Source organism: Botrimarina mediterranea (assembly GCF_007753265.1).
GTDB classification, from domain to species: domain Bacteria; phylum Planctomycetota; class Planctomycetia; order Pirellulales; family Lacipirellulaceae; genus Botrimarina; species Botrimarina mediterranea.
In genome coordinates this window covers 4408155-4426012 of sequence record NZ_CP036349.1, presented here as the reverse complement: position 1 = coordinate 4426012, position 17858 = coordinate 4408155, and the positions used below count along the sequence as shown (strand labels likewise).

Annotated in this window: 16 protein-coding genes; 10 read left to right on the top strand and 6 right to left on the bottom strand. The window is 65.0% G+C overall.

The features are described from left to right. Positions 1-25: 25 nt before the first annotated feature. Complete coding sequence (gene prfA, locus Spa11_RS17030) at positions 26-1099, top strand: peptide chain release factor 1 (RefSeq protein ID WP_145114439.1); 1074 nt, start codon at positions 26-28, stop codon at positions 1097-1099. Between the two features lie 123 nt (positions 1100-1222). Further along, entirely contained in the window at positions 1223-2098 is an 876-nt protein-coding gene (gene prmC, locus Spa11_RS17025) for a peptide chain release factor N(5)-glutamine methyltransferase (RefSeq protein ID WP_145114437.1), read from the top strand. 97 nt (positions 2099-2195) lie between these two features. On the opposite strand, the gene Spa11_RS17020 is transcribed toward prmC, so the two are convergent. The 5 genes from Spa11_RS17020 to Spa11_RS17005 all read right to left on the bottom strand — a co-directional run bounded on the left by Spa11_RS17020 (position 2196) and on the right by Spa11_RS17005 (position 7846). Beyond that, positions 2196-2963, bottom strand: a complete 768-nt coding sequence (locus tag Spa11_RS17020) for a 5-oxoprolinase subunit PxpA (protein ID WP_145114434.1) — start codon at positions 2961-2963, stop codon at positions 2196-2198. Positions 2964-3045: 82 nt separating this feature from the next. After that, on the bottom strand, positions 3046-4641 hold the full coding sequence (pxpB, locus tag Spa11_RS17015; RefSeq protein ID WP_261342269.1) for a 5-oxoprolinase subunit PxpB: 1596 nt from the start codon (positions 4639-4641) through the stop codon (positions 3046-3048). Continuing rightward, positions 4577-4912, bottom strand: a complete 336-nt coding sequence (locus Spa11_RS23045; RefSeq protein WP_197529473.1) for a hypothetical protein — start codon at positions 4910-4912, stop codon at positions 4577-4579. Before Spa11_RS23045 ends, pxpB begins: the two co-directional genes overlap by 65 nt. 72 nt (positions 4913-4984) lie before the next feature. Then, positions 4985-6142, bottom strand: a complete 1158-nt coding sequence (locus tag Spa11_RS17010; protein WP_145114430.1) for a sulfotransferase family protein — start codon at positions 6140-6142, stop codon at positions 4985-4987. Between the two features lie 39 nt (positions 6143-6181). Next, positions 6182-7846, bottom strand: a complete 1665-nt coding sequence (locus tag Spa11_RS17005) for a hypothetical protein (protein ID WP_145114428.1) — start codon at positions 7844-7846, stop codon at positions 6182-6184. Between the two features lie 228 nt (positions 7847-8074). Here Spa11_RS17005 and Spa11_RS17000 point away from each other — a divergent pair, with 228 nt between their 5' ends. From Spa11_RS17000 to Spa11_RS16965, 8 genes are all read left to right on the top strand, one after another. Next, positions 8075-8593, top strand: a complete 519-nt coding sequence (locus Spa11_RS17000; RefSeq protein ID WP_145114426.1) for an RNA polymerase sigma factor — start codon at positions 8075-8077, stop codon at positions 8591-8593. A gap of 263 nt (positions 8594-8856) precedes the next feature. Further along, complete coding sequence (locus tag Spa11_RS16995; RefSeq protein WP_145114424.1) at positions 8857-9123, top strand: hypothetical protein; 267 nt, start codon at positions 8857-8859, stop codon at positions 9121-9123. A 50-nt stretch (positions 9124-9173) separates the two neighbouring features. Next, the gene (locus tag Spa11_RS16990) at positions 9174-12257 is read left to right on the top strand and encodes a hypothetical protein (RefSeq protein ID WP_231933003.1); all 3084 of its coding nucleotides are present in this window, start codon (positions 9174-9176) and stop codon (positions 12255-12257) included. A 6-nt stretch (positions 12258-12263) separates the two neighbouring features. Beyond that, positions 12264-13304, top strand: a complete 1041-nt coding sequence (locus tag Spa11_RS16985; protein ID WP_145114420.1) for a tetratricopeptide repeat protein — start codon at positions 12264-12266, stop codon at positions 13302-13304. A 320-nt stretch (positions 13305-13624) separates the two neighbouring features. Continuing rightward, complete coding sequence (locus tag Spa11_RS16980; protein ID WP_145114418.1) at positions 13625-14425, top strand: MotA/TolQ/ExbB proton channel family protein; 801 nt, start codon at positions 13625-13627, stop codon at positions 14423-14425. A 191-nt stretch (positions 14426-14616) separates the two neighbouring features. Further along, positions 14617-15078: an ExbD/TolR family protein gene (locus Spa11_RS16975; protein WP_145114416.1), complete on the top strand. Its 462-nt coding sequence runs from the start codon at positions 14617-14619 to the stop codon at positions 15076-15078. Positions 15079-15216: 138 nt separating this feature from the next. Beyond that, positions 15217-15708 carry an ExbD/TolR family protein gene (locus Spa11_RS16970; RefSeq protein ID WP_145114414.1) on the top strand — a complete coding sequence of 164 codons (492 nt, stop codon included), beginning with the start codon at positions 15217-15219 and terminating at the stop codon, positions 15706-15708. 167 nt (positions 15709-15875) lie between these two features. After that, positions 15876-16712: a hypothetical protein gene (locus Spa11_RS16965; RefSeq protein WP_145114412.1), complete on the top strand. Its 837-nt coding sequence runs from the start codon at positions 15876-15878 to the stop codon at positions 16710-16712. Here the strand turns inward: Spa11_RS16965 and xerD are convergent. Then, positions 16709-17653, bottom strand: coding sequence for a site-specific tyrosine recombinase XerD (gene xerD / locus Spa11_RS16960; protein ID WP_145114410.1), 945 nt, complete (start codon positions 17651-17653; stop codon positions 16709-16711). The two genes, Spa11_RS16965 and xerD, sit on opposite strands and share 4 nt — an antisense overlap. Positions 17654-17858: the final 205 nt, after the last annotated feature.

The window sequence follows — 17858 nt, the reverse complement described above, 5'->3', positions numbered from 1 at the left end:
CCGCATTCAACTTTCCCCTTTCACCATGCGTGACCTGCTCGAAACGAAGCTCGCCCGGTTTGAGCAACTCGAGCGCGACCTCTGCGATCAAGACGTGCTGGCCGACTCGACGCGGCTAGCGGCGACGGCGCGCGAGCATGGGTCGCTGTCGCGGCTGGCGGGCAAGTACCGGTCGTTCAAAGACCTCTGCCAGCAGATCGCCGAAGCGCGCGAGATGGCGGCCGGCGACGAGGCCGAGATGCGTGAGCTCGCCGAGGCGGAGCTCCCCGATCTCATTGAGCGCCGCGAGGCGCTGTGGGACGAGCTGCTGACGATGACGCTCGGCGGCGAGGACGCCAACCGCAGCCGCTGCCTGATGGAGATCCGCGCCGGCACCGGCGGCGACGAGGCGGCGCTGTTCGCCCGCGACTTGTTCGAGATGTACAAGCGCCACGCCGAGGTGAAGGGCTGGAAGGTCGAGATCATGGACGCCAGCGCCACGGAGTTGGGGGGCTTCAAAGAAATCTCGCTCGCCTTCGAGGGCGAAGGCGTCTTCCGCGAATTGCGCTACGAGTCGGGGGGCCACCGCGTGCAGCGCGTCCCCGCGACCGAGACCCAAGGACGCGTTCACACGTCGGCCGCGACGGTCGCCGTTCTGGCCGAGCCTGAAGACGTCGAGGTCAACCTGACGCCGGAGGACTACCGGATCGACAAGTTCTGCGCGTCGGGCCCCGGCGGGCAGCACGTCAACAAGACCGAGTCCGCCATCCGCCTGACGCACTACGAGACGAACATCGTCGTCCAATGCCAGGACGAGAAGTCGCAGCACAAGAACTTGGCGAAGGCGCTGCGCGTGCTCAAGTCGCGCATCTACGACCAGCGCCAGCAAGAGGAAGAGAAGCGACGCTCCGCCGAACGCAAGGGCCTCGTCGGCTCGGGTGACCGCAGCGAGCGGATCCGCACCTACAACTACCCGCAGAACCGCTTCACCGACCACCGCGTCGGCCTGACGCTCTACAAGCTCGACCAGATCATGTCGGGGGACGTGCAGATGGTGACCGACGCGTTGGTAGATCACGATCGACAGAGCGTGCGGGACGCGATGGGAGGGTTGGATTAATGCGGAAAGTGGAAAGTGGAAAGTGGAATGGATTCAGTGGGGGCCGTAAGGTCACTTCCTTCCCCTTTCGGCATTCCCCTTTCCCCTTTTGCGCTTCGATGGCCTCTCCACAGGAGCGCCGCTATGCCTAACGAAGCGCCTTGGTCCGTTCTCCGCCTCCTCAATTGGACGACCGACTATCTGAAGGAGCACGGGGCCGAGTCACCGCGGCTCGACGCGGAGGTGCTGCTCGCCGAGGCGCTCGGGTGTCAGCGGATAGCGCTTTACACTCGGTTTGAAGAAGTCCCGGCGGAGGCGGTTCGCAACGCGTTCAAGGCGCTGGTGAAGAAGCGGGCCGAGGGGGCGCCGGTGGCGTACCTTGTGGGGCGGAAAGAGTTTTATTCGCTCGACTTCCATGTCGAAGAGGGCGTACTCATCCCGCGGCCCGACACCGAGCTATTGGTGGTGACGGTCCTCGACTTGATCAAATCTCGCGGCAACGCCGACGTGATGATCGCCGATATCGGGACTGGGACGGGCGCGATCGCGGTGGCGATCGCCAAGCACGCGCCGTCGAGCAAAGTCGTGGCGATCGACGTGAACCCGCAGGCGGTCGCCCTGGCGAAGAAGAACGCGGAGAAGTACGGCGTCGCCGACCGCCTCGCGCCGATCGAGAGCGACCTGTTCTCGAAGGTGAAGGCGTCACGCACGTTCGACTTCATCGTGTCGAACCCGCCGTACGTAACGACGAACGAGTTGATGAACCTCGACCCGACTGTGCGCGACCATGAACCCCACCTGGCGCTCGACGGCGGCCCCGAGGGGACGAGCGTCATCGAGCGACTCTTGGCGCTCGCGCCGGAGCGGCTCGCCAACGGCGGCGAACTCCTCATCGAGATCAGCCCGATGATCGCGGATCGCGTCGAGGGGCTTGTGAACGATTCGCCGGGGCTGGAGTTGGTGGCGACGTTGAAAGACCTTTCACAGTTGCCGCGCGTGACGCACGTGCGGAAGGCGTGACACGTTGTCGAACAACGAGTCTTCTCTTGAAGTGAGCCGCGTCGTCTCCGATGCGGTGGCAGGGGCGCCGACTTCACCGCGGTCGGGACGACGCGGCTCACTCGGTATCGCCTTGCGTAGTGAACGCGCGGAGCGTGATCCCTTCTGCTTCGAGCGCCGCCCGCACCGCCCGCGCGAGCGGGACCGCGTTCTCTCCATCGCCGTGTAGACAGATGCTGTCGCTACGCATGGGAATCTCCTTGCCGCTGAGCGCGACAGCGACGCCGTCGCGCGCGAGCCGCACCGCTTGAGCGACAACGGCCGCCTCGTCGGTTAGCACGGCGCCGGGGAGTGATCGCGGGGCGAGCGTTCCATCGTCGCGATACGCCCGATCGGCGAAGGCTTCGGCGAAGAACGGCAAGCCCGCGTCCTTTGCCGCCGCTTCGAGCGCGGAGCCGGCTTGTCCTAAGATCGGTAGCGGGCCGAAAGTATATCGCGAGGCCGCAGCAATCACGGCGTCGGCGAGCGATCGATCACGGCCCGTTTGGTGGTAAAGGGCGCCGTGGAGTTTGAGGTACTTCAGAGTCCAGCCGGTTAGGGTGAACGCGTAGAAGTGGAGTGTTTCGATCTGCTCATCGACTAGCGCAGCGAGTGCTCCAGGAGTGACAGCGATCTCGCGCCGTCCAAAGTGTTGACGATCGGCATGGCCCGGGTGGGCGCCGATCGCGACGCCGCCTTCAATCGCTGCAATGACCGAGTCGTGAATGGCGTTTTCGTCTCCCGCATGACCGCCGCAGGCGATGTTCGCGCTGGTGACGAGCGAAATCAGCTCGGCGTCGGTCGCAAGGCCTTCGCCTACGTCGGCGTTGAGATCGATCGTTCTCATCAAGGCGAGTTAACCACAAAGTAACGAAGGAACAAAGGCTCGTACTCAAACTCTTTCCTTCGTTCCTTAGTTCCTTGGTGGTTCAAAATTGTTGGTCCTCAAGTTGAATCCCGACAGCGGCGAGGGCGAGGTCGCGTTCTAATTTCTTGCGAAGACGGATCGCTTCTTCAAGATTGACTTCGGCGAAACGGACGGTGTTCCCGGGGGCTAATTGACCGATCATTGACCAGTCGGCGGAGATGATCGCGGCGATCACCGGGTAGCCGCCGAGGGTTTGGCGGTCGGCGCCGAGGGCGATGGGTTGGCCGTCGGGGGGGACTTGGACGGCGCCCGTGCAGACGGGCTGCGAGGGCATTTCGACGGCGCCGTTGACGGGGAGCTCGGGGCCTTCGAGGCGGACGCCCATGCGGCTCGATTGCGGGGCGACGCGGTACGTCTCGTTGAGCAGGCGGCGCCATGCTTCGTCATCGAAGAGGGGGGCTTGGGGGCCGCGGAGAAGGTGTAGGGTGGTGACGTCCTTCGTGGGGCTCCGGCGCCTTCCGGCTCCGGCTAGGACGGCGGTTGACGGTTGGTGGGTTGGGTTTGTGAGTGAACCGAGGACGTCGTCCACTCCGAGAGTTCTGCCAATGCTTCCGCCGAAGCCGCCCGGGATAGCGATGTAGGCGCGGGCGCCGCCTGTCAGGCGCCGGAGATCGAGTTGCTCGCCGGCGCGGAGCGTGACGCAGCGCGCAGTTGGGACGGCGCCGGCGAGGGCGAGCGTGACGGGTTCGATCGCTTCGAGGACGGGGCCCATCAGCGTCGCTTCGATGGCGGTGGCGCCGGGGGCGTTGCCGGCGAGGAGGTTTGCGAGCCGCAGCGACATTGTGTCCATCGCACCGCCCGGGCTGACACCGAGGTGTTGTCGGCCGTAGCGCGGCAAGCCCTGGAGCGTCGATTGCGCGCCGGCGTTGACGACGCGAAGCAAGGGGCGCTCTGGCGGCGGTTCGATGGATGGCGTCAAGTGATTCACGGCGGCGAGTCGCTTGAACTCCTTCGCGTTGATCGCCCGGAAGCGGACGCGGTCGCCGTGCTTGAGCAGCGAGGGCTCAGTACGGCCTTCTTCGAACATCACCAGCGGCGTCTGTCCGATGAGATTCCACCCGCCCGGCGATGCGCTCGGATAGACGGCCGTGTAAGGCCCGCCGATGCCGACAGCGCCCACGGGCACCGCGGTGCGGGGCGTGCTGTGACGCGGGGTGTGCAACTCGGCAGGCAAGCCTTCGAGGTAGCCGAAGCCGGGCTGAAACCCCACGGCGCCGACGACGTACTTCACGGCGGCGTGACGGCGGACGACTTCGTCGGCAGTGAGGCCGGCATGCTTGGCGACCGTGTCGAGATCGGGGCCGAACTCGTCGCCGTAGCGGACGGGGATCTCAATGAGTCTTGAAGCGACGCTGGTGTGGTTGCTCTTCGTCGCGTTCGAGTCGATCCAAGCGGTCAGTTCGCCGATCGAGAATTGCGTCGGATCGAAGTGGACCGCTGTGGCGTCGAAGGCGGGGACGATGTCGAGCACGCCTCTATGCGCATCGTTCTCAAGGACGCCGTTTAGTAGGACAGCGGTGTCGCCAAGTAGGCTACTCAGGATTATGCTTCCTTGATGTCCATGTCGATAGGAATTTAGGATCGACGACAGTCTCACCTGTCGATCGTAGATGATATTCGCCGGGCTTTGCCTCGAAGAAATTGCGAGTATCGGGCGGTAGCCATTCGAACTCACCGCTACGAATCCCGCTTAACTCAATCTGGAATCCCCGATTGGCATCTGCCGCAATGACTACCCCGTGATACTGAATCTGCTCGATTAGATTGCCAAGGTGATCGAGCTTCGTAATACCTACTAATACATGTGAGCCAACGAGCTTCGCGGCAAGTGCTTCGACGTATGGTGGGCGTCCGTCGTCGCTGCTCATAGCTACTTTGTGATTTATAACTCTGGCTTTGAGTCACTCCGAGGGCTTACGCTCACGGTCTTGGAGGTGAAGCTAAACGTAGCCCCAACGCTTCGCGTAGCCGCTCCAGCGATCGTTGATCCGCTCTCGCACTTCCTCGGGCAGTTCGAAGCGGTTGGTTTTGTAGTCTTTTTCTTCGGCCAGGTAGGCGGCGACGCCAGGTTCGGCGTCGGCGAAGGCGCCGAGGTCGAGGTTTGCGTAGAGGTCGCGTAGCGTGCTTAGCGGGTCGGCGACGAGGTCCTCGTAACGCATCTCCACGACGCGGCCCTCGGGGATCAGCGGGCGGTCGCGGTCGTAGGCCTCGTACATGCGGGTGAGGTTCCCGAAGACCTCTTCCTCGATCCAGTCGTAGTGCGCGCGCTGCGGCTGGAGCGTCTGCACGTCGCACAGCGACTTCCAGAGCCGCACCGTGGACGGGAAGAGTTTCAGCGGGTCGCGGCTGATGTGGACGAAGCGGGCGTCGGGGAAGTGCTCGAGGATTGTTTTGATTCGCGCGGTGTGCGGGGGCGACTTGAGGATGACGCGGCCGGGGCGCTTGAGCGACAGCGCGCCGACGAATCGGCGCAGCGCTTCGCCCCAGCGCTTGCGGTCGGCGTCGCTGACATTGTCGAGCGTTAGCCAGTCGCCGCACACCGGGCCGTGGTCGGGGAACGCCCAGCTTCGGTAGGGCGTCGGCAGGCCGAGGCTACACAGCGCGAACTCATCCTCTTGCGGGCGGTCGAAGCCGGCGGCGACGTTGTCCATCGGCCGCTTCTTGGGGAGCAGCCAGCTGATGAACGGCGTGATCGCCGTCTCGGTGAGCAAGAAGTGGTGCGGCGCGAAGCACTCGAACGTCGTCGGGAAGACGTGCCGCGGGTCGCGGATCAGCAGCTCGTGCAGCATCGTCGTGCCCGAACGCCAGTGGCCGAGCACGAACAGCGGCGGCTGCGAAGGACGCGCGAGCCGGAGCTTGCGGCCCATCGTGAGGTCGGTCACCAGCTTCGCGCCGAGGTGGAACAGGCCGACGCCGGTGATGGTCGAGCAGGTGAGGGCGCCGCGGACCGAGACCTTGCAGCGGTTCGCGAAGACCATCCGCCAGAAGTCGCCGGGCGTCATGCCGTGCCAGAAGCGTGGCGTGATCCAGCCGTAGTGGTGGACGGGATCGACGCCGTAACCGTGCTTGTTCGGCTTGTTGGGAGTGGCGTCGGGCATAGAGGCTGGGGATCGGTGGACCGTATTGAGAGGGCGAGTTTAGGTGGCGGGCGGGGTGGTGTCTGCGCGGGGCGGGGGGGAGTGATCGACCAAATCGCCCAGCCGATCGAAGTTGTGCTCGGGGCCATCGGCGGCGTTGCGGAACCGTGACAGCGTCGCCGTTTCGTATTGTCGGTCGTGACGTGACAACCGCCATAGCGTGAAGGCGGTGACGGCTAGCGCGGCGGCGCCGAGGACGCCGAGGACCGTGCCGGGCCGCATTGCCGACGCGTCGGGGGCGGCCAGCGGGATCGGCGCGCGGCCCACCAAGAGCGGGGCGAACTGGCGGCGGTCTTCGCCTTCGTCGGTGCGGGTCCGGCCGCGGTAGGCCCACTGCTTAAAGAAGAAGCCGGCGAGCCGTGCCGGTTGGCGGATCGCATCGCCCACCGGGAAGCCCGGTGGCAGGTCGCGGACGACGAAGACGATCGGCAGGTTCTGCGAGTCTTCGGTAAAGGCTTCGAGTTCGTAGTAGTGATCGATCCCGTTCTCGGCCGCGGCGGAGCTGTCACTGGCGTCAACACGGACGACACGGCGGACGTTGGCGTCGAAGACGACGAGCTCGCCCCGCTCGGCGGCGCCGTCGATGAAGAGCGGGGCGACCGAGTAGCGGGACTTGGCTTGCTCGGTCTCGATTGCGCGGGCGACTTGGCGATCACGCAGCGATTCCTTCGCGCCGCTAAGCCGTCGGGCGGCGTAGTCGTCGAGTCCTGCGCGGGCGAGTCGGGCGAGCTGTGACGGGGGCGTCTGGTCGACGGCGCCGAGCAGGGCGTAGAACGCCTCGGTCTCTTCGCCGCGGAGACGCTGCTTGTCGACGACGTTCTCGAACAGACTGAGATCGAAGCCGAGGTCCGTCAGCAAGGCGCGACCGATCGACCCGGCGTGGGGAGACGTGAAGTCGATGTCGGGTTGCTGCGCTTCGACAACAGGCGCTTCGAGAACGGGCGCCGCACCCGCGATCGGTTGCGCGGTGAGCGTTGTCTCCAGTCGCTTTGCGACAATGATCGGGGTCGAGCCGATGCCCTCTGCCCAGCGGTACGAGAGCTTCTTGAAGAAGACGCCGACGGCGGAGGCGTCGTAGGGTTCGTCAACCGGCTTGGGCTCTTCGAGCGTGTAGACGGTGATTGGCCAGACGTCGCCGCCGGTGGGTTGGATCGTGACGCGCCAGAGTTGCTCGATGCCGAGATCGTTTTTGGCGGGCTCAGTCGCTTCGACCCGCATGACGCTGCCGGAGACGGTTACGACGCGGCCGCGGTAAGTGTCCGGTTGGCTGTTCAGCGCGACGTAGCCGACGACGCCGGCCGATCGGGCGGCGAGCGCCGCGGGTTCGGCGTCGCGGACGGCGGCGAGCGAGGCGAACCACGCCGGCTGTTCGCCGCTGCGGAAGGGGGCGTTGTCACGCACGCCCTCGAAGGCGTCGGCGGGGACCAGCGGCTCGGCTTGGACGGGCTCCGCGGACGCTAGGGGCGCCGTTTCGCCGAGGACGCGGCCGAGGGCGGCGTGGGTTTCGGGCTGCTGGAGGCGGGCCATCAGGCCGATGACTAGCAGCAGGCTTCCGAGCGTCGCGGCAAGCCGAAGGCTGGGCCCGCGGCGGCGGCGGGGACCGGCGAAGAGGGGAGGGCGGGAGGTTTTGGGGCTTTGGAACCGCACGGCGGGCGGGGCTGCCAAAAGTTTTTGGGGATTGGGACCGTCCGTAATAGAATACACCACAACGACTTAGGCGTCGCAGGCGAGCGCCCGCGGGGCCTGGGTCGGCCGGACAATTCCCGCGGTGTCACACCTCGAGGCAATAGCGGGCCCGGCGGAAAGCGAAATCTTCACAGGAACTACCACGGCAGTGGGGGGGCAGGAGGCTGCAACCACTCGCCGCGGGCAATCGACCACCAAGAGCTGCGGATGGCTCTCAACCGCTCCGATTTCCAATCGCTCGTCGATGAGCACGGCCCGGCCTTGTATCGGCTGGCGTACCGGCTGATCGGCGATGCGCACGATGCGGAAGAGATCGTCCAAGAAACGTTCCGCAGCGCCTGGACGAGCCGCGACCGGTTCGACAACGCGCGGGGCGAGCGGGCGTGGCTGGCGTCGATCCTACGTCGCCGCTCCGCCGACCGTTGGCGTCGCGTTGGCAGGACGCTGCCGGCGACGTCGGGCGATCACGTCCTCGAGTATTCGATCGAAGACGACGACCCGCTCGAGCAAGGTTACACCGATCGGATGCAGGCCGCGCTGGCGAGGTTGCCGGACGAGATGCGCGAGGCGCTGTTGATGGTGATCGTCGGCGAGCTGACGCACCAAGAGACGGCCGACGCGCTGGGCGCGCCGCTGGGAACGATCCTGTCGCGCGTCAGCCGCGGGCGGCAACGTTTGCGCGAGGAGCTGCTGAAGGGGGAAGGTAGCGAGGCGCTCTCACGTTGAGAATGTGACTTCGGATGACACGCCTACCACGGATTGAGTTTCACGCTGTAGGCGTTCAAGAAATCCGTGCGATCCGTGTAATCCGTGGCCAAGCTGCGATAAACGAAGTGACAGCCGAGCGAATCAACAGCAACGAGATATGAGCTGTGGGGGCAAGAGCCCTCTTGAGAATCATCACCAAAGAACGACACCCGCGTAGGCGGACCCATCGCCCACCAGCCGTCGGAGACGGCGCCAACTTTACCGAGACCCCGAGCGTCGCCATGGCCTTTGATCCCTTCTACTCGTCGAGCCCGTCCGACAGCGGCTTGCTTGACGGGGGCCTGCTCGACGGGGCCAGCGCGCCGTTCGTTGGCGGCAATGCGAAGTCACGTCGCGAACCGAGTAACACCAACGTGCCCAACCGTGACGAGTACGTCGCCCCCACAACGGGGCCCATCGACGCCGAGGCGCCGGAGGATTCGCTCCGCGACGTGCCGCTCCCCGAGGGGTTCATGGCGCGGCTGCGGGGCTTTGTTAACGAACTTTGAGGGTTGCGATCGAACGCGTCTCGGGTCGCCGGTAGTGACCTGAGAAGTGGATGATTGGGCAGCTTGTGCGGCCTGGGAAGGCGAAGCCCTTCAGGACCGCTTGTTATGACCCGGACGGCGGCCCTTCGGTGGTGGCCGGTCTCTTTCTCGGCGTGCACAATAGGGGCGTGAACCTCTTGTCGCTCCGCAACGCCGACCGATCTCGCAACGCCCCGCAACGCCGTCATACCGGCGCGCTTGCGGTTGTGATTCTTGCGGTCGCCCCTCTGGCGACGGCGGCTGCGCCCGCGGACGACGTGTCCACTCGCTTTGTCGAGCAGCTTCGCGCCGAAGGCCATGCCGACCTCGTGCCCGAGTACCTCGAGCGGGCGGCGAACGACCCACTGGTCTCGGACGCCTTCAAAAAGCAGATCCCTTACCAGTTGTTGGCGTCGAAGTTGAACGCGGCCGAGGCGCTACGCGACCCGGCCGAACGGGCCGCGGCGCTCGCGGCGATCGAGCCCGAGCTGCGCAAGCAAGCCGCTGGCGACGACAACACCAAAAGCCTGTTGACCGATGTCACCGATCGCTTGGCGGTCGCCGCTGCGGACGAGGCGCGTCGCTTGGCGCTGGAGGCGGAGCGTCATCCCGTGGCGAGTGAACGGGCCGATAAACGCAAGGAGGCCCGCGCCGCGCTCGACGACGCCCGGCAGAAACTCTCGGCGGCGGAGTCGTTGATCTCTGGCGAGCGCGGGCGGCTGAAGGGGTCCCCGACGGGAAGCGATGAGGACGACCGCTGGAAGACGCTGGGCGATCGGCTGGCGCTGGTGCGGTTGCTCAATGCGCGCCTGATCCATGAGAAGGCGCAGACGTTCCCCGAGGGAGCGCCCGAACGCAAGCAGCTCAACGAACAGGCGGCAGAGGAACTCGGCGCGTTATACGAGAAGTACTCGAAGTTCATCGTTGGGCTTTATGCCCATCTGTACGAGGGCCGCTGCTACCGGCAGCTCGGCGAGAGGCAGTTGGCGGCGGGCGCGCTGGAGGACCTCACTGCGCAGCCGGCGCCGACGCCCGACCTGCGGAAGGTGGTGACGCTCGCTCACGCCGAGCTGGCGGCGCTGGCCCTGGACAATGGCGACGCGGACAAGGCGCTCGACAAGCCGGCGGAGTGGCTCGAAGGCTTGGCGGCGGATGAGAAGCAGGGCGTCGAAGCCGCGGCGTTGCGTTACCGGCTGGGCCTTGCGGCGCTGGCGAAGGCGGGCGACGACGACAGCGCGGCGGCAAAGAAGCTGCGGCGTGACGCGCGGGACTGGCTCGGCGAATCGGCGCGCGTGCCGAGCGAGGTGCAGGCCGACGCCCGCGCGCAGTGGGTCGCCGTCAGCACGACGCTGGGCCTAGAGAACCCCGACCCGAAGACCTTCGACGAGGCGATCGCCGCGGGGCGTGAAGCGATCCAGACGATGCTCGCGCTGGACCTTTCGCTGAAGGAGGTCGAGGGAGCCGAAGCCGCGACCCTCCAAGATCAACGCAAGGCCGCGTACGACGGCGCGTACTCGGCGATGACCGCGGCGGTGAAGCTCGCGGACGAGAAGACCGACCCCGCCCAAGCCGCCCAAGCGCGGTACCAACTGGCGTGGCTCGATTGGGACGGCGGCGACGCGGCAAAGGCCGCCAGCCGGGCCGCGATCGTCGCGCAGCACGACAAGGAGACCGACTCGGGCGAGCAGGCCGCGCGGCTGGCGCTGGCGGCGCTCGAGCGACTCGAGCGCGAGGGGACGGCCGACGCTTCCGCCCGTTTGCAGAAGATGGCGGAGTTCGTTCTGAAGCAATGGCCCAATAGCGAAGTGGCGGAGTCGGCGTCGTCGGTGTTGGTGGCCAGTGCGCTGCGTTCGGGCGACCTGCAAGCCGCCGAGCGGGTGCTGGAGACGGTCCCCGAAACGCAGCGGCGGGAGCTCGCGCTACGGCTGGCGATCGTGCGCTGGGAGCAAGCCAAGAGTGACCCCGCCAAGGCGCCGCCCGTGTTGCTGGCGATGCGGCAGGCGTTCGATCAAGCGGTGAAGGACGATGAGCCGACGCAACTAGCGGTGACGGCGGCGCTCTACTTGGCGGATGCGGCGCTCGACGCCGGCGACATCACTCAGGCGGAGACCCTGCTCAACCACCAAGGCTATGGGCCGGTCGCACGGCTTAACAAGAACGAGGCGCCCGCCGATAGTCCGCCGTTCGCGTTGGCGACGCTCAAGTCGGCGATCCGCGTCGCTTCGCTGACGGGCAAGGACGCGGCGCCGCTGGTCGAGAAGTACGCCACGACCCTCGCCGACGCGCCGGCGGAGACGACCGGCGGCGACCGATCGTGGCTCGGCTTGGCGGTGGGGCTGCTCGGCGACATCGAGTCGGCCGACAACACGTCGATCAAGGCGCAGGTTGCGGCGACCTTGGCGGCGGTGCTCGAACGTCTCGACGCGGTCGAGGCGTCGGGCGATTGGAACACGCGCCTGTGGATTGCACAGGCGCGGCTGCGTGTGGGTGAGTTGCTTGCCGATAAAGCAGCGGCGAAAGCAAGTGTGGCCGCGGGGCGTGACGCGCTCGCCGGGTTGATCGAGCAAGCCGAGCAGCAGCCGGGCTACGCGCCGTCGCCGACGTCGGTGCTCGCGGCGCGGCTGAAGCTCGCCGAATGCCAGCGCACGTTGGGCGATTACGCTAACGCGGTCGATACGCTGACGGCGATGATCGATGGCGGCCCGGTGTTGCTCGACGTGCAACGCGTCGCGGCCGAGACGCTGCAGGCGTGGGGCGAAGCGACCAAGGACGCCAAGCGGCTTGAAGAGTCGATCGCCGGCGCGCGACCGGGCGCCGATGGCAAGAACCTCATCTGGGGTTGGAGCAAGCTGGCTGCGGTCACCGGTCGTTACGTCGCCAGCGATCCGGGCAAGCGCGAGGTCTACTTCGACGCGTGGCGCCGCGTCGCGGAGGCCCGTTACCAAGCAGCGATGCTCGCCAGTGGCGCGGAGCGCACCGAGCAACTCCGCAAGGCGGCGAGCACCCTCATCGCTGTCGAGCGCAAGAACCCGGAACTCGGCGGGCCCGAGAGCAAGCGGGCGTACGACGAACTGCTCCGCAAGGTGCAGGCGAACCTACCGAAGGCGGGGGGCTGAACGACCGTGACGCCGACCAGACTCGTGTTATCGATCGCGCTGACGCTCGCGCTTGCCACGGCGGCGTCGGCGGCGGACCAGGTGCGGCTGGTTGGCGGCGGTTCGAAGAGCGGCAAGATCACCACCGCGACGCGCGACGGCGTGACCGTCGATACGGTTGACGGCGCGGTCAACGTGCCGGTAGGCGACCTCCGCTTCGTGATCCTGGAAGAAGAGCCGACGCTGCTCACGCAAGCGCGGATCAATTTCGGCAACGGCGGGTACGAGACCGCCGAGGAGATGCTCAGCGGATTGCGGGAGACCGGCGGCGCCCCAAAGCTCGTGAAGCAAGAGATCGCTTACTACAAAGCGGCCTGCGCGGCGCGTCTGGCCCTCGGCGGCAGTGGCGACGCGCAGGAAGCGGGGCGGCAAATGACGGCGTTCATACGCGAGCACGGTGATAGTTTTCACTACTACGAGGCCGTCGAGACCCTCGGCGACCTGCGGGTTTCGCTTGGTGATTTTGATCAAGCGGAGCGAGCCTACAGCCAACTCGCCAAGGCGGCCGGAATTGCCCTCAAGGCGCGGGCGGCGTTGCTGGTCGGCCGAATGCTTCAGGTTCAGGGGAAGCATGAAGACGCGTTGAAGCGATTCGATGGCTTGATCGGCGCTAGGGTGAACGACCCGGGCGTCGCCGAGGCGCAGCGGCTGGCGAAGCTGGCGAAGGCCGAGAGCCTGGCGGCGACCGGAGACCTGACCGCGGGACTCGAGATCGCCCGCGAAGTGATCCGTTCGGCGGACGAGCGCGAGGCGGCGACCTTGGCGGCGGGTTACAACGCTCTGGGACGCTGCTACGAAGCGGCGGGCGAGAGCAAGGACGCGTTGTTCGCTTACTTGCACACCGATCTGCTCTTCAACACTGATCCGCTGACACACGCCGAGGCCCTGGCTCACCTGGGGCCGCTCTGGCGGGAGGCGGGGAAGCCCGACGCGGCGCGCGACGCACTCGACCGGTTGCGCCGGCAGTACGCGGCGACGCCGCAGGCCCGTTCGGCCGAGGTGAGGTAAGTTGAGTCTGGGGCTAGTTTCTAGCGGGTTTTCGTTCGTTTTTGGCCACCGGATTCGATATAATGTTCATTCGCACAGTGGGTGTTAGCCAGTGGTTAGAGGCAATGAACCGGGGCAAGCGAATCGATGATTGGGCCCCGTGGCTGATACCCGTTAGCAACCCGATCAGCCGGCACGCGTTAGCGTCCGGTTCTTACACTCGATACACGATCAAGTAACTCAATCTGGACAAGGCCCCCGGCGGCGGCGTCCAATGCCCCGCGTCGTCAGACGCAGCGATCCCTTCCTTCACAGACTTCGACGGTAAACGCGGAGAGACGATGCAACGAAGCACGTTAACGCTCGGGACCCTGCTGCTCGCCCTGGTGGCGGTGTTCGTGACGGCTCCGCAAGGGGCGTGGGCCCAGGACGAGGGGGACGCCGCCGAGGCGCCGGCCGCGGCCGCGGTTGAACCAGCGCCGGTTGAAGGCGCGGCTACGGCGCCCGTTGAACGGACTAGCTACCTTGGTTGGGCGTACAAATCGCTCGGCCTAGGGTACAGCATCGTCTTCTTGGCGTTGTCGTTCACGCTGGTGTCTTTGTTGGTGATGAACCTGATCAAGGCGACGCGGGCCAGCATCGCTCCGCCGGACCTCGTGGAGGCGTTCGAGGCGCACCTGAACGCCAAGCAGTTCAGCGAGGCCTACGAGCTGGCGAACGCCGACGACTCGTTCCTCGGCAAGGTGCTCGCCGCGGGGCTCGGCAGGTTATCGAACGGCGGGGATTACCCCCGCGCGATCGAAGCGATGCAGGAGGTCGGCGAGGAAGAGAACATGAAGCTCGACCACCGCCTCAGCTACATGGCCCTGATCGGCACGATCGCCCCGATGATCGGCCTGTTGGGGACGGTGCAGGGCATGATCGCGTCGTTCGACGTGATCGCCACCTCGCCGACGACCCCCAAGCCGAGCGAATTGGCCGAGGGCATCGCGACGGCGCTGTTCACGACGCTGGTGGGCCTGGTGATCGCGATCCCGGCGATCGCCGCTTACAACATCCTCCGGAACCGAGTCGCGGAGCTGGTGCTCCAGGCGGGGATCGTCAGCGAGGGGTTGATGAGCCGGTTTGAGAAGTCGCGCTGAGGCTGATACGAGAAGTCAACGTGGACCCAGGAAGAAAGGGAGAACCACCAAGGAACGAAGGAACAAAGGACCGATCTCCAAGTCGAGGCCGATTCGGCGGAAAGCCTTCGTTCCCTTTGTTCCGTTGTGGTTCATAATCTTTTCGACAGCCAAAGCCAACGGGCCGGATTCGGAATCGTCAGCGGAGCATCATGCGACTCACGAAACGCCATCGATCGGAAGTCACCGAGTCGGACATGACGCCGATGATCGACATGACGTTTCAGCTGATCGCGTTCTTGATGGTGATGATCAACTTCTCCGACATCGAGCAGGACCAGCGCGTCCAGCTGCCGTCGAGCGAGTTGGCGAAGCCGCCGGAGACGGCTTACGACGAGCCGCTGACGGTTCAGATGACGGCCGACGAGACGATCCTCTTTGGCGGGCAGGAAATGGGGATCGAAGACTTGAGGTCGGCGATCCGCCGCGAGGCGACGCTGCTGAAGGCTTACAAGGATAACCGGCTCGACGAGGCGATGGTCGTGATCCGCGCCGACCTCCGCAGCCGCACCGGCAGCGTTCAGGAGATCATCGAGGCGTGCCAAGAAGCGGGCTTCGATACGTTCGCGCTGCGGGGCAAGCAGAGCGACGAATCGACACTGAACTCCGAATGAATTGGAACCACAGATAAACACCGATGGACGGGGATGAGGTTCTCTTTCAGGATTTCTCAAGGACATACACGGTTCCTCAGCTTCTTCATCTGTGTTGATCCGTGTTCATCTGTGGTTTCCTACTAAGCATAGAAGCCGATGAAGATTCGCCATTCAGAGATGCACTCGGGCAAGGTCGAAGTCCCGATGACGCCGATGATCGACATCGTGTTTCAGTTGTTGGTGTTCTTCATCATGTCGTTCAAGATCGTGCAGCCGGAGGGGGACTTCAACATCCGGATGCCGCTGCCGGCGAGCAACGCGCCGGCGGCGCCGAGCGAGCTGCCGGTGTTCAACCTGCGGATGGCGGCGGCGGCGAACGGCGACCTCGAACAGCTGTCGATGGACAGCCGCGTCTTCGAGGGCGAGGACCGCTTCGCGAAGCTGCACGGGTACATCCGCGGCATGATCAACGACGCGGGCGGCCCCGGGACGGCGGAGGACCAAGAGGTCGAGATCAACGCCGACTTCGATTTGAAGTACGACTACGTGATGCGGGCGATCACGGCGCTCTCCGGTTACATCGAGAACGGCCAGCGGCACCAGTTGATTGAGAAGATTCGGTTGACGCCGCCGAAGGAATCACCTTAGGGGAACCGCCAGGACGCCAGAAGCGCCAGGGATCGCCAAGGAGAGGAGAGTGATCGATAGCCCTGCAGGCTTAATTTGCCGCCCTCATTGTTGACTCGGCTTTACCTGTGGGTAGTCTGCAGGGGTCTTACTATCGGTAGCAAGTAACCTCGAAGAATTTCCATTCGATGAATTATCGTCTTTTCGCACTTGCGATGCTCTTGATGTCGAGCGTCGCCACGGCTGCATCGATCACAGATTTTTCGAATTGGACACTAGTCGAAGACCCGGCGCATCCAGGAATGTCTGCAACAATCGATGGCCCATCTCAAGCGTCACTTGCCAGATCGGGTCCCATCCCAAACGGCGCCGACATCGGATTTGCAAGTGTTAATGGCGATACGGTATCTACCTCCGATGCCGGGTGGTACTTCTCGCCAGATCAAGACTTTCAGATCGCGATCGATTTTTCCTCGATCACTAGTGCGGGTAGCGTCGGTGCTGGCGTCTTCGGTTTTGGAGTAGGTGAAGACGCCTCTGGATCAAATTCTGCCGGGATTGGGGTGATGTCGATCGACTCAATACAGGCTGGGTATCTAGCTGCAGGGCGAGTGAATGACATCGACGTGATCGGGCAGTTCTTCAGCACCGAACCGCTGCTGCCGGGGAGTGCGATACGCCAAGGTCAAGCGGTTGGAAGAATGTTCTTGAGCTACGACTCAAGTACGGGCGATGTGTCTCTTGGAGTTAGCAATACGGTTGGCGCAACTCAGCCAGAGGAAGCTCAAACCCTAAGCGGCATCGCTGAAAGTTGGAGTGGTCGGCCTTTACTAGTGTCTTTCTTCCTGCGCAGCCAGCAGGTGCCAATGGTTCATTCGGAACTGCGCGACGGCGCTACCAACGTGCAAGTAGGGCCACTAATTGTGCTGCACGGAACGCCTATCACGATCCCCGAACCCACGAGCGGCGTCCTGGCGATCCTTGGCGCTCTTGGCGTCTTGGCGGTTAAGAAGAGAACCTGCTAAGCCCGTGGGTGGAACGCTGTGTGGACTTGTTTGAGTTTGGACGCGTCGACGTGCGTGTAGAGCTGTGTCGTGGCGATCGAGGCGTGGCCTAGTAGTTCTTGCACGTGACGGATGTCGGCGCCGCCGGCCAGCAGGTGCGTCGCGAAGCTGTGCCGCAGCGAGTGGGGGCTGATCTTTGCCGAGACGCCGGCGAGCCGCGCTGACTTCTTGAGCAGTTCCCAAATCCGTTCGCGGCTTAGCCGGGCGCCACGCGACGAGAGGAAGAGGAACTCCGACTCGGGATCGCGCCGTTTAGCGAGCTTGAGGCGTTCGCGCTGGAGGTAGGCGGCGAGGACCTGTTGGGCGCTCGTGCCCATCGGGACCATCCGCTCTTTGTCGCCCTTGCCGTGGCAGAGGCAGAAGCGTTCGGCGAGGTGGACGTCACGGAGACGGAGGTTCGACACTTCGCTGACCCGCGCGCCGGTGGCGTAGAGCAGTTCGAGGATCGCCCGGTCGCGGCGCCAGAGCGGTTCGCCGGCGAGCGGCGCGGTGAGCAGTTTGTCGACCTCGGCCGGGCTGAGCACCTTCGGCACGCGGCGCCAGAGTTTCTGCGAGGCGACGAGCGCCGCTTGGTTCTCGTTGAGGACCCCTTCGAGAACCAAGTAGCGGAAGAACGACTTCAGCGAGACGACGTGGCGGGCGACGCTCGTCGGGGCGAGGCCCTGGTCGGTGAGCCACGCCGGGTAGTCGGCCAGGTCGCTATGGGTGAGCGTCGCCAGCCCGCGGCCGGCGAGCCACTGGAAGAACCGCGCCAGGTCACGGCGATAAGCGGCGACCGTGTTGCCCGACATCTGCCGCTCGCTCGCCAAGTAGCGCGCGAACGACTCCCGGTAGCGAGCCGCGTCGGTGACAGCGGCGGCCCGCTTCGGTTTGACGAGTTTTTTCAGGTCCCTGCGTGGCATGGAGCGCCTGGCGGCGGAATGACGAAATCCGAATGACGACTGACGAACCTGCCGGAGGCTTCATGCTGCCCCCGGCAGATTCGTCATTCGTCATTCGTGCTTCGTCATTGTTACCCAATACGTCTCGGCGCCCAACGAATCTCACCGCCACACCGGCCTTTAGAATCGCGGCGGCGCCCACTACGATGCTTTCCGCCGACTAGGC

Coding starts and splice junctions, on each gene's coding strand:
- Spa11_RS16965 (WP_145114412.1), top strand. CDS start 15,876: ATGAATTATCGTCTTTTCGCACTTGCGATGCTCTTGATGTCGAGCGTC.
- prmC (WP_145114437.1), top strand. CDS start 1,223: ATGCCTAACGAAGCGCCTTGGTCCGTTCTCCGCCTCCTCAATTGGACG.
- Spa11_RS16970 (WP_145114414.1), top strand. CDS start 15,217: ATGAAGATTCGCCATTCAGAGATGCACTCGGGCAAGGTCGAAGTCCCG.
- xerD (WP_145114410.1), bottom strand. CDS start 17,653: ATGCCACGCAGGGACCTGAAAAAACTCGTCAAACCGAAGCGGGCCGCC.
- Spa11_RS16995 (WP_145114424.1), top strand. CDS start 8,857: ATGGCCTTTGATCCCTTCTACTCGTCGAGCCCGTCCGACAGCGGCTTG.
- Spa11_RS16975 (WP_145114416.1), top strand. CDS start 14,617: ATGCGACTCACGAAACGCCATCGATCGGAAGTCACCGAGTCGGACATG.
- Spa11_RS16990 (WP_231933003.1), top strand. CDS start 9,174: ATGATTGGGCAGCTTGTGCGGCCTGGGAAGGCGAAGCCCTTCAGGACC.
- Spa11_RS16980 (WP_145114418.1), top strand. CDS start 13,625: ATGCAACGAAGCACGTTAACGCTCGGGACCCTGCTGCTCGCCCTGGTG.
- Spa11_RS17000 (WP_145114426.1), top strand. CDS start 8,075: ATGGCTCTCAACCGCTCCGATTTCCAATCGCTCGTCGATGAGCACGGC.
- Spa11_RS23045 (WP_197529473.1), bottom strand. CDS start 4,912: ATGAGCAGCGACGACGGACGCCCACCATACGTCGAAGCACTTGCCGCG.
- Spa11_RS17020 (WP_145114434.1), bottom strand. CDS start 2,963: ATGAGAACGATCGATCTCAACGCCGACGTAGGCGAAGGCCTTGCGACC.
- prfA (WP_145114439.1), top strand. CDS start 26: ATGCGTGACCTGCTCGAAACGAAGCTCGCCCGGTTTGAGCAACTCGAG.
- Spa11_RS17010 (WP_145114430.1), bottom strand. CDS start 6,142: ATGCCCGACGCCACTCCCAACAAGCCGAACAAGCACGGTTACGGCGTC.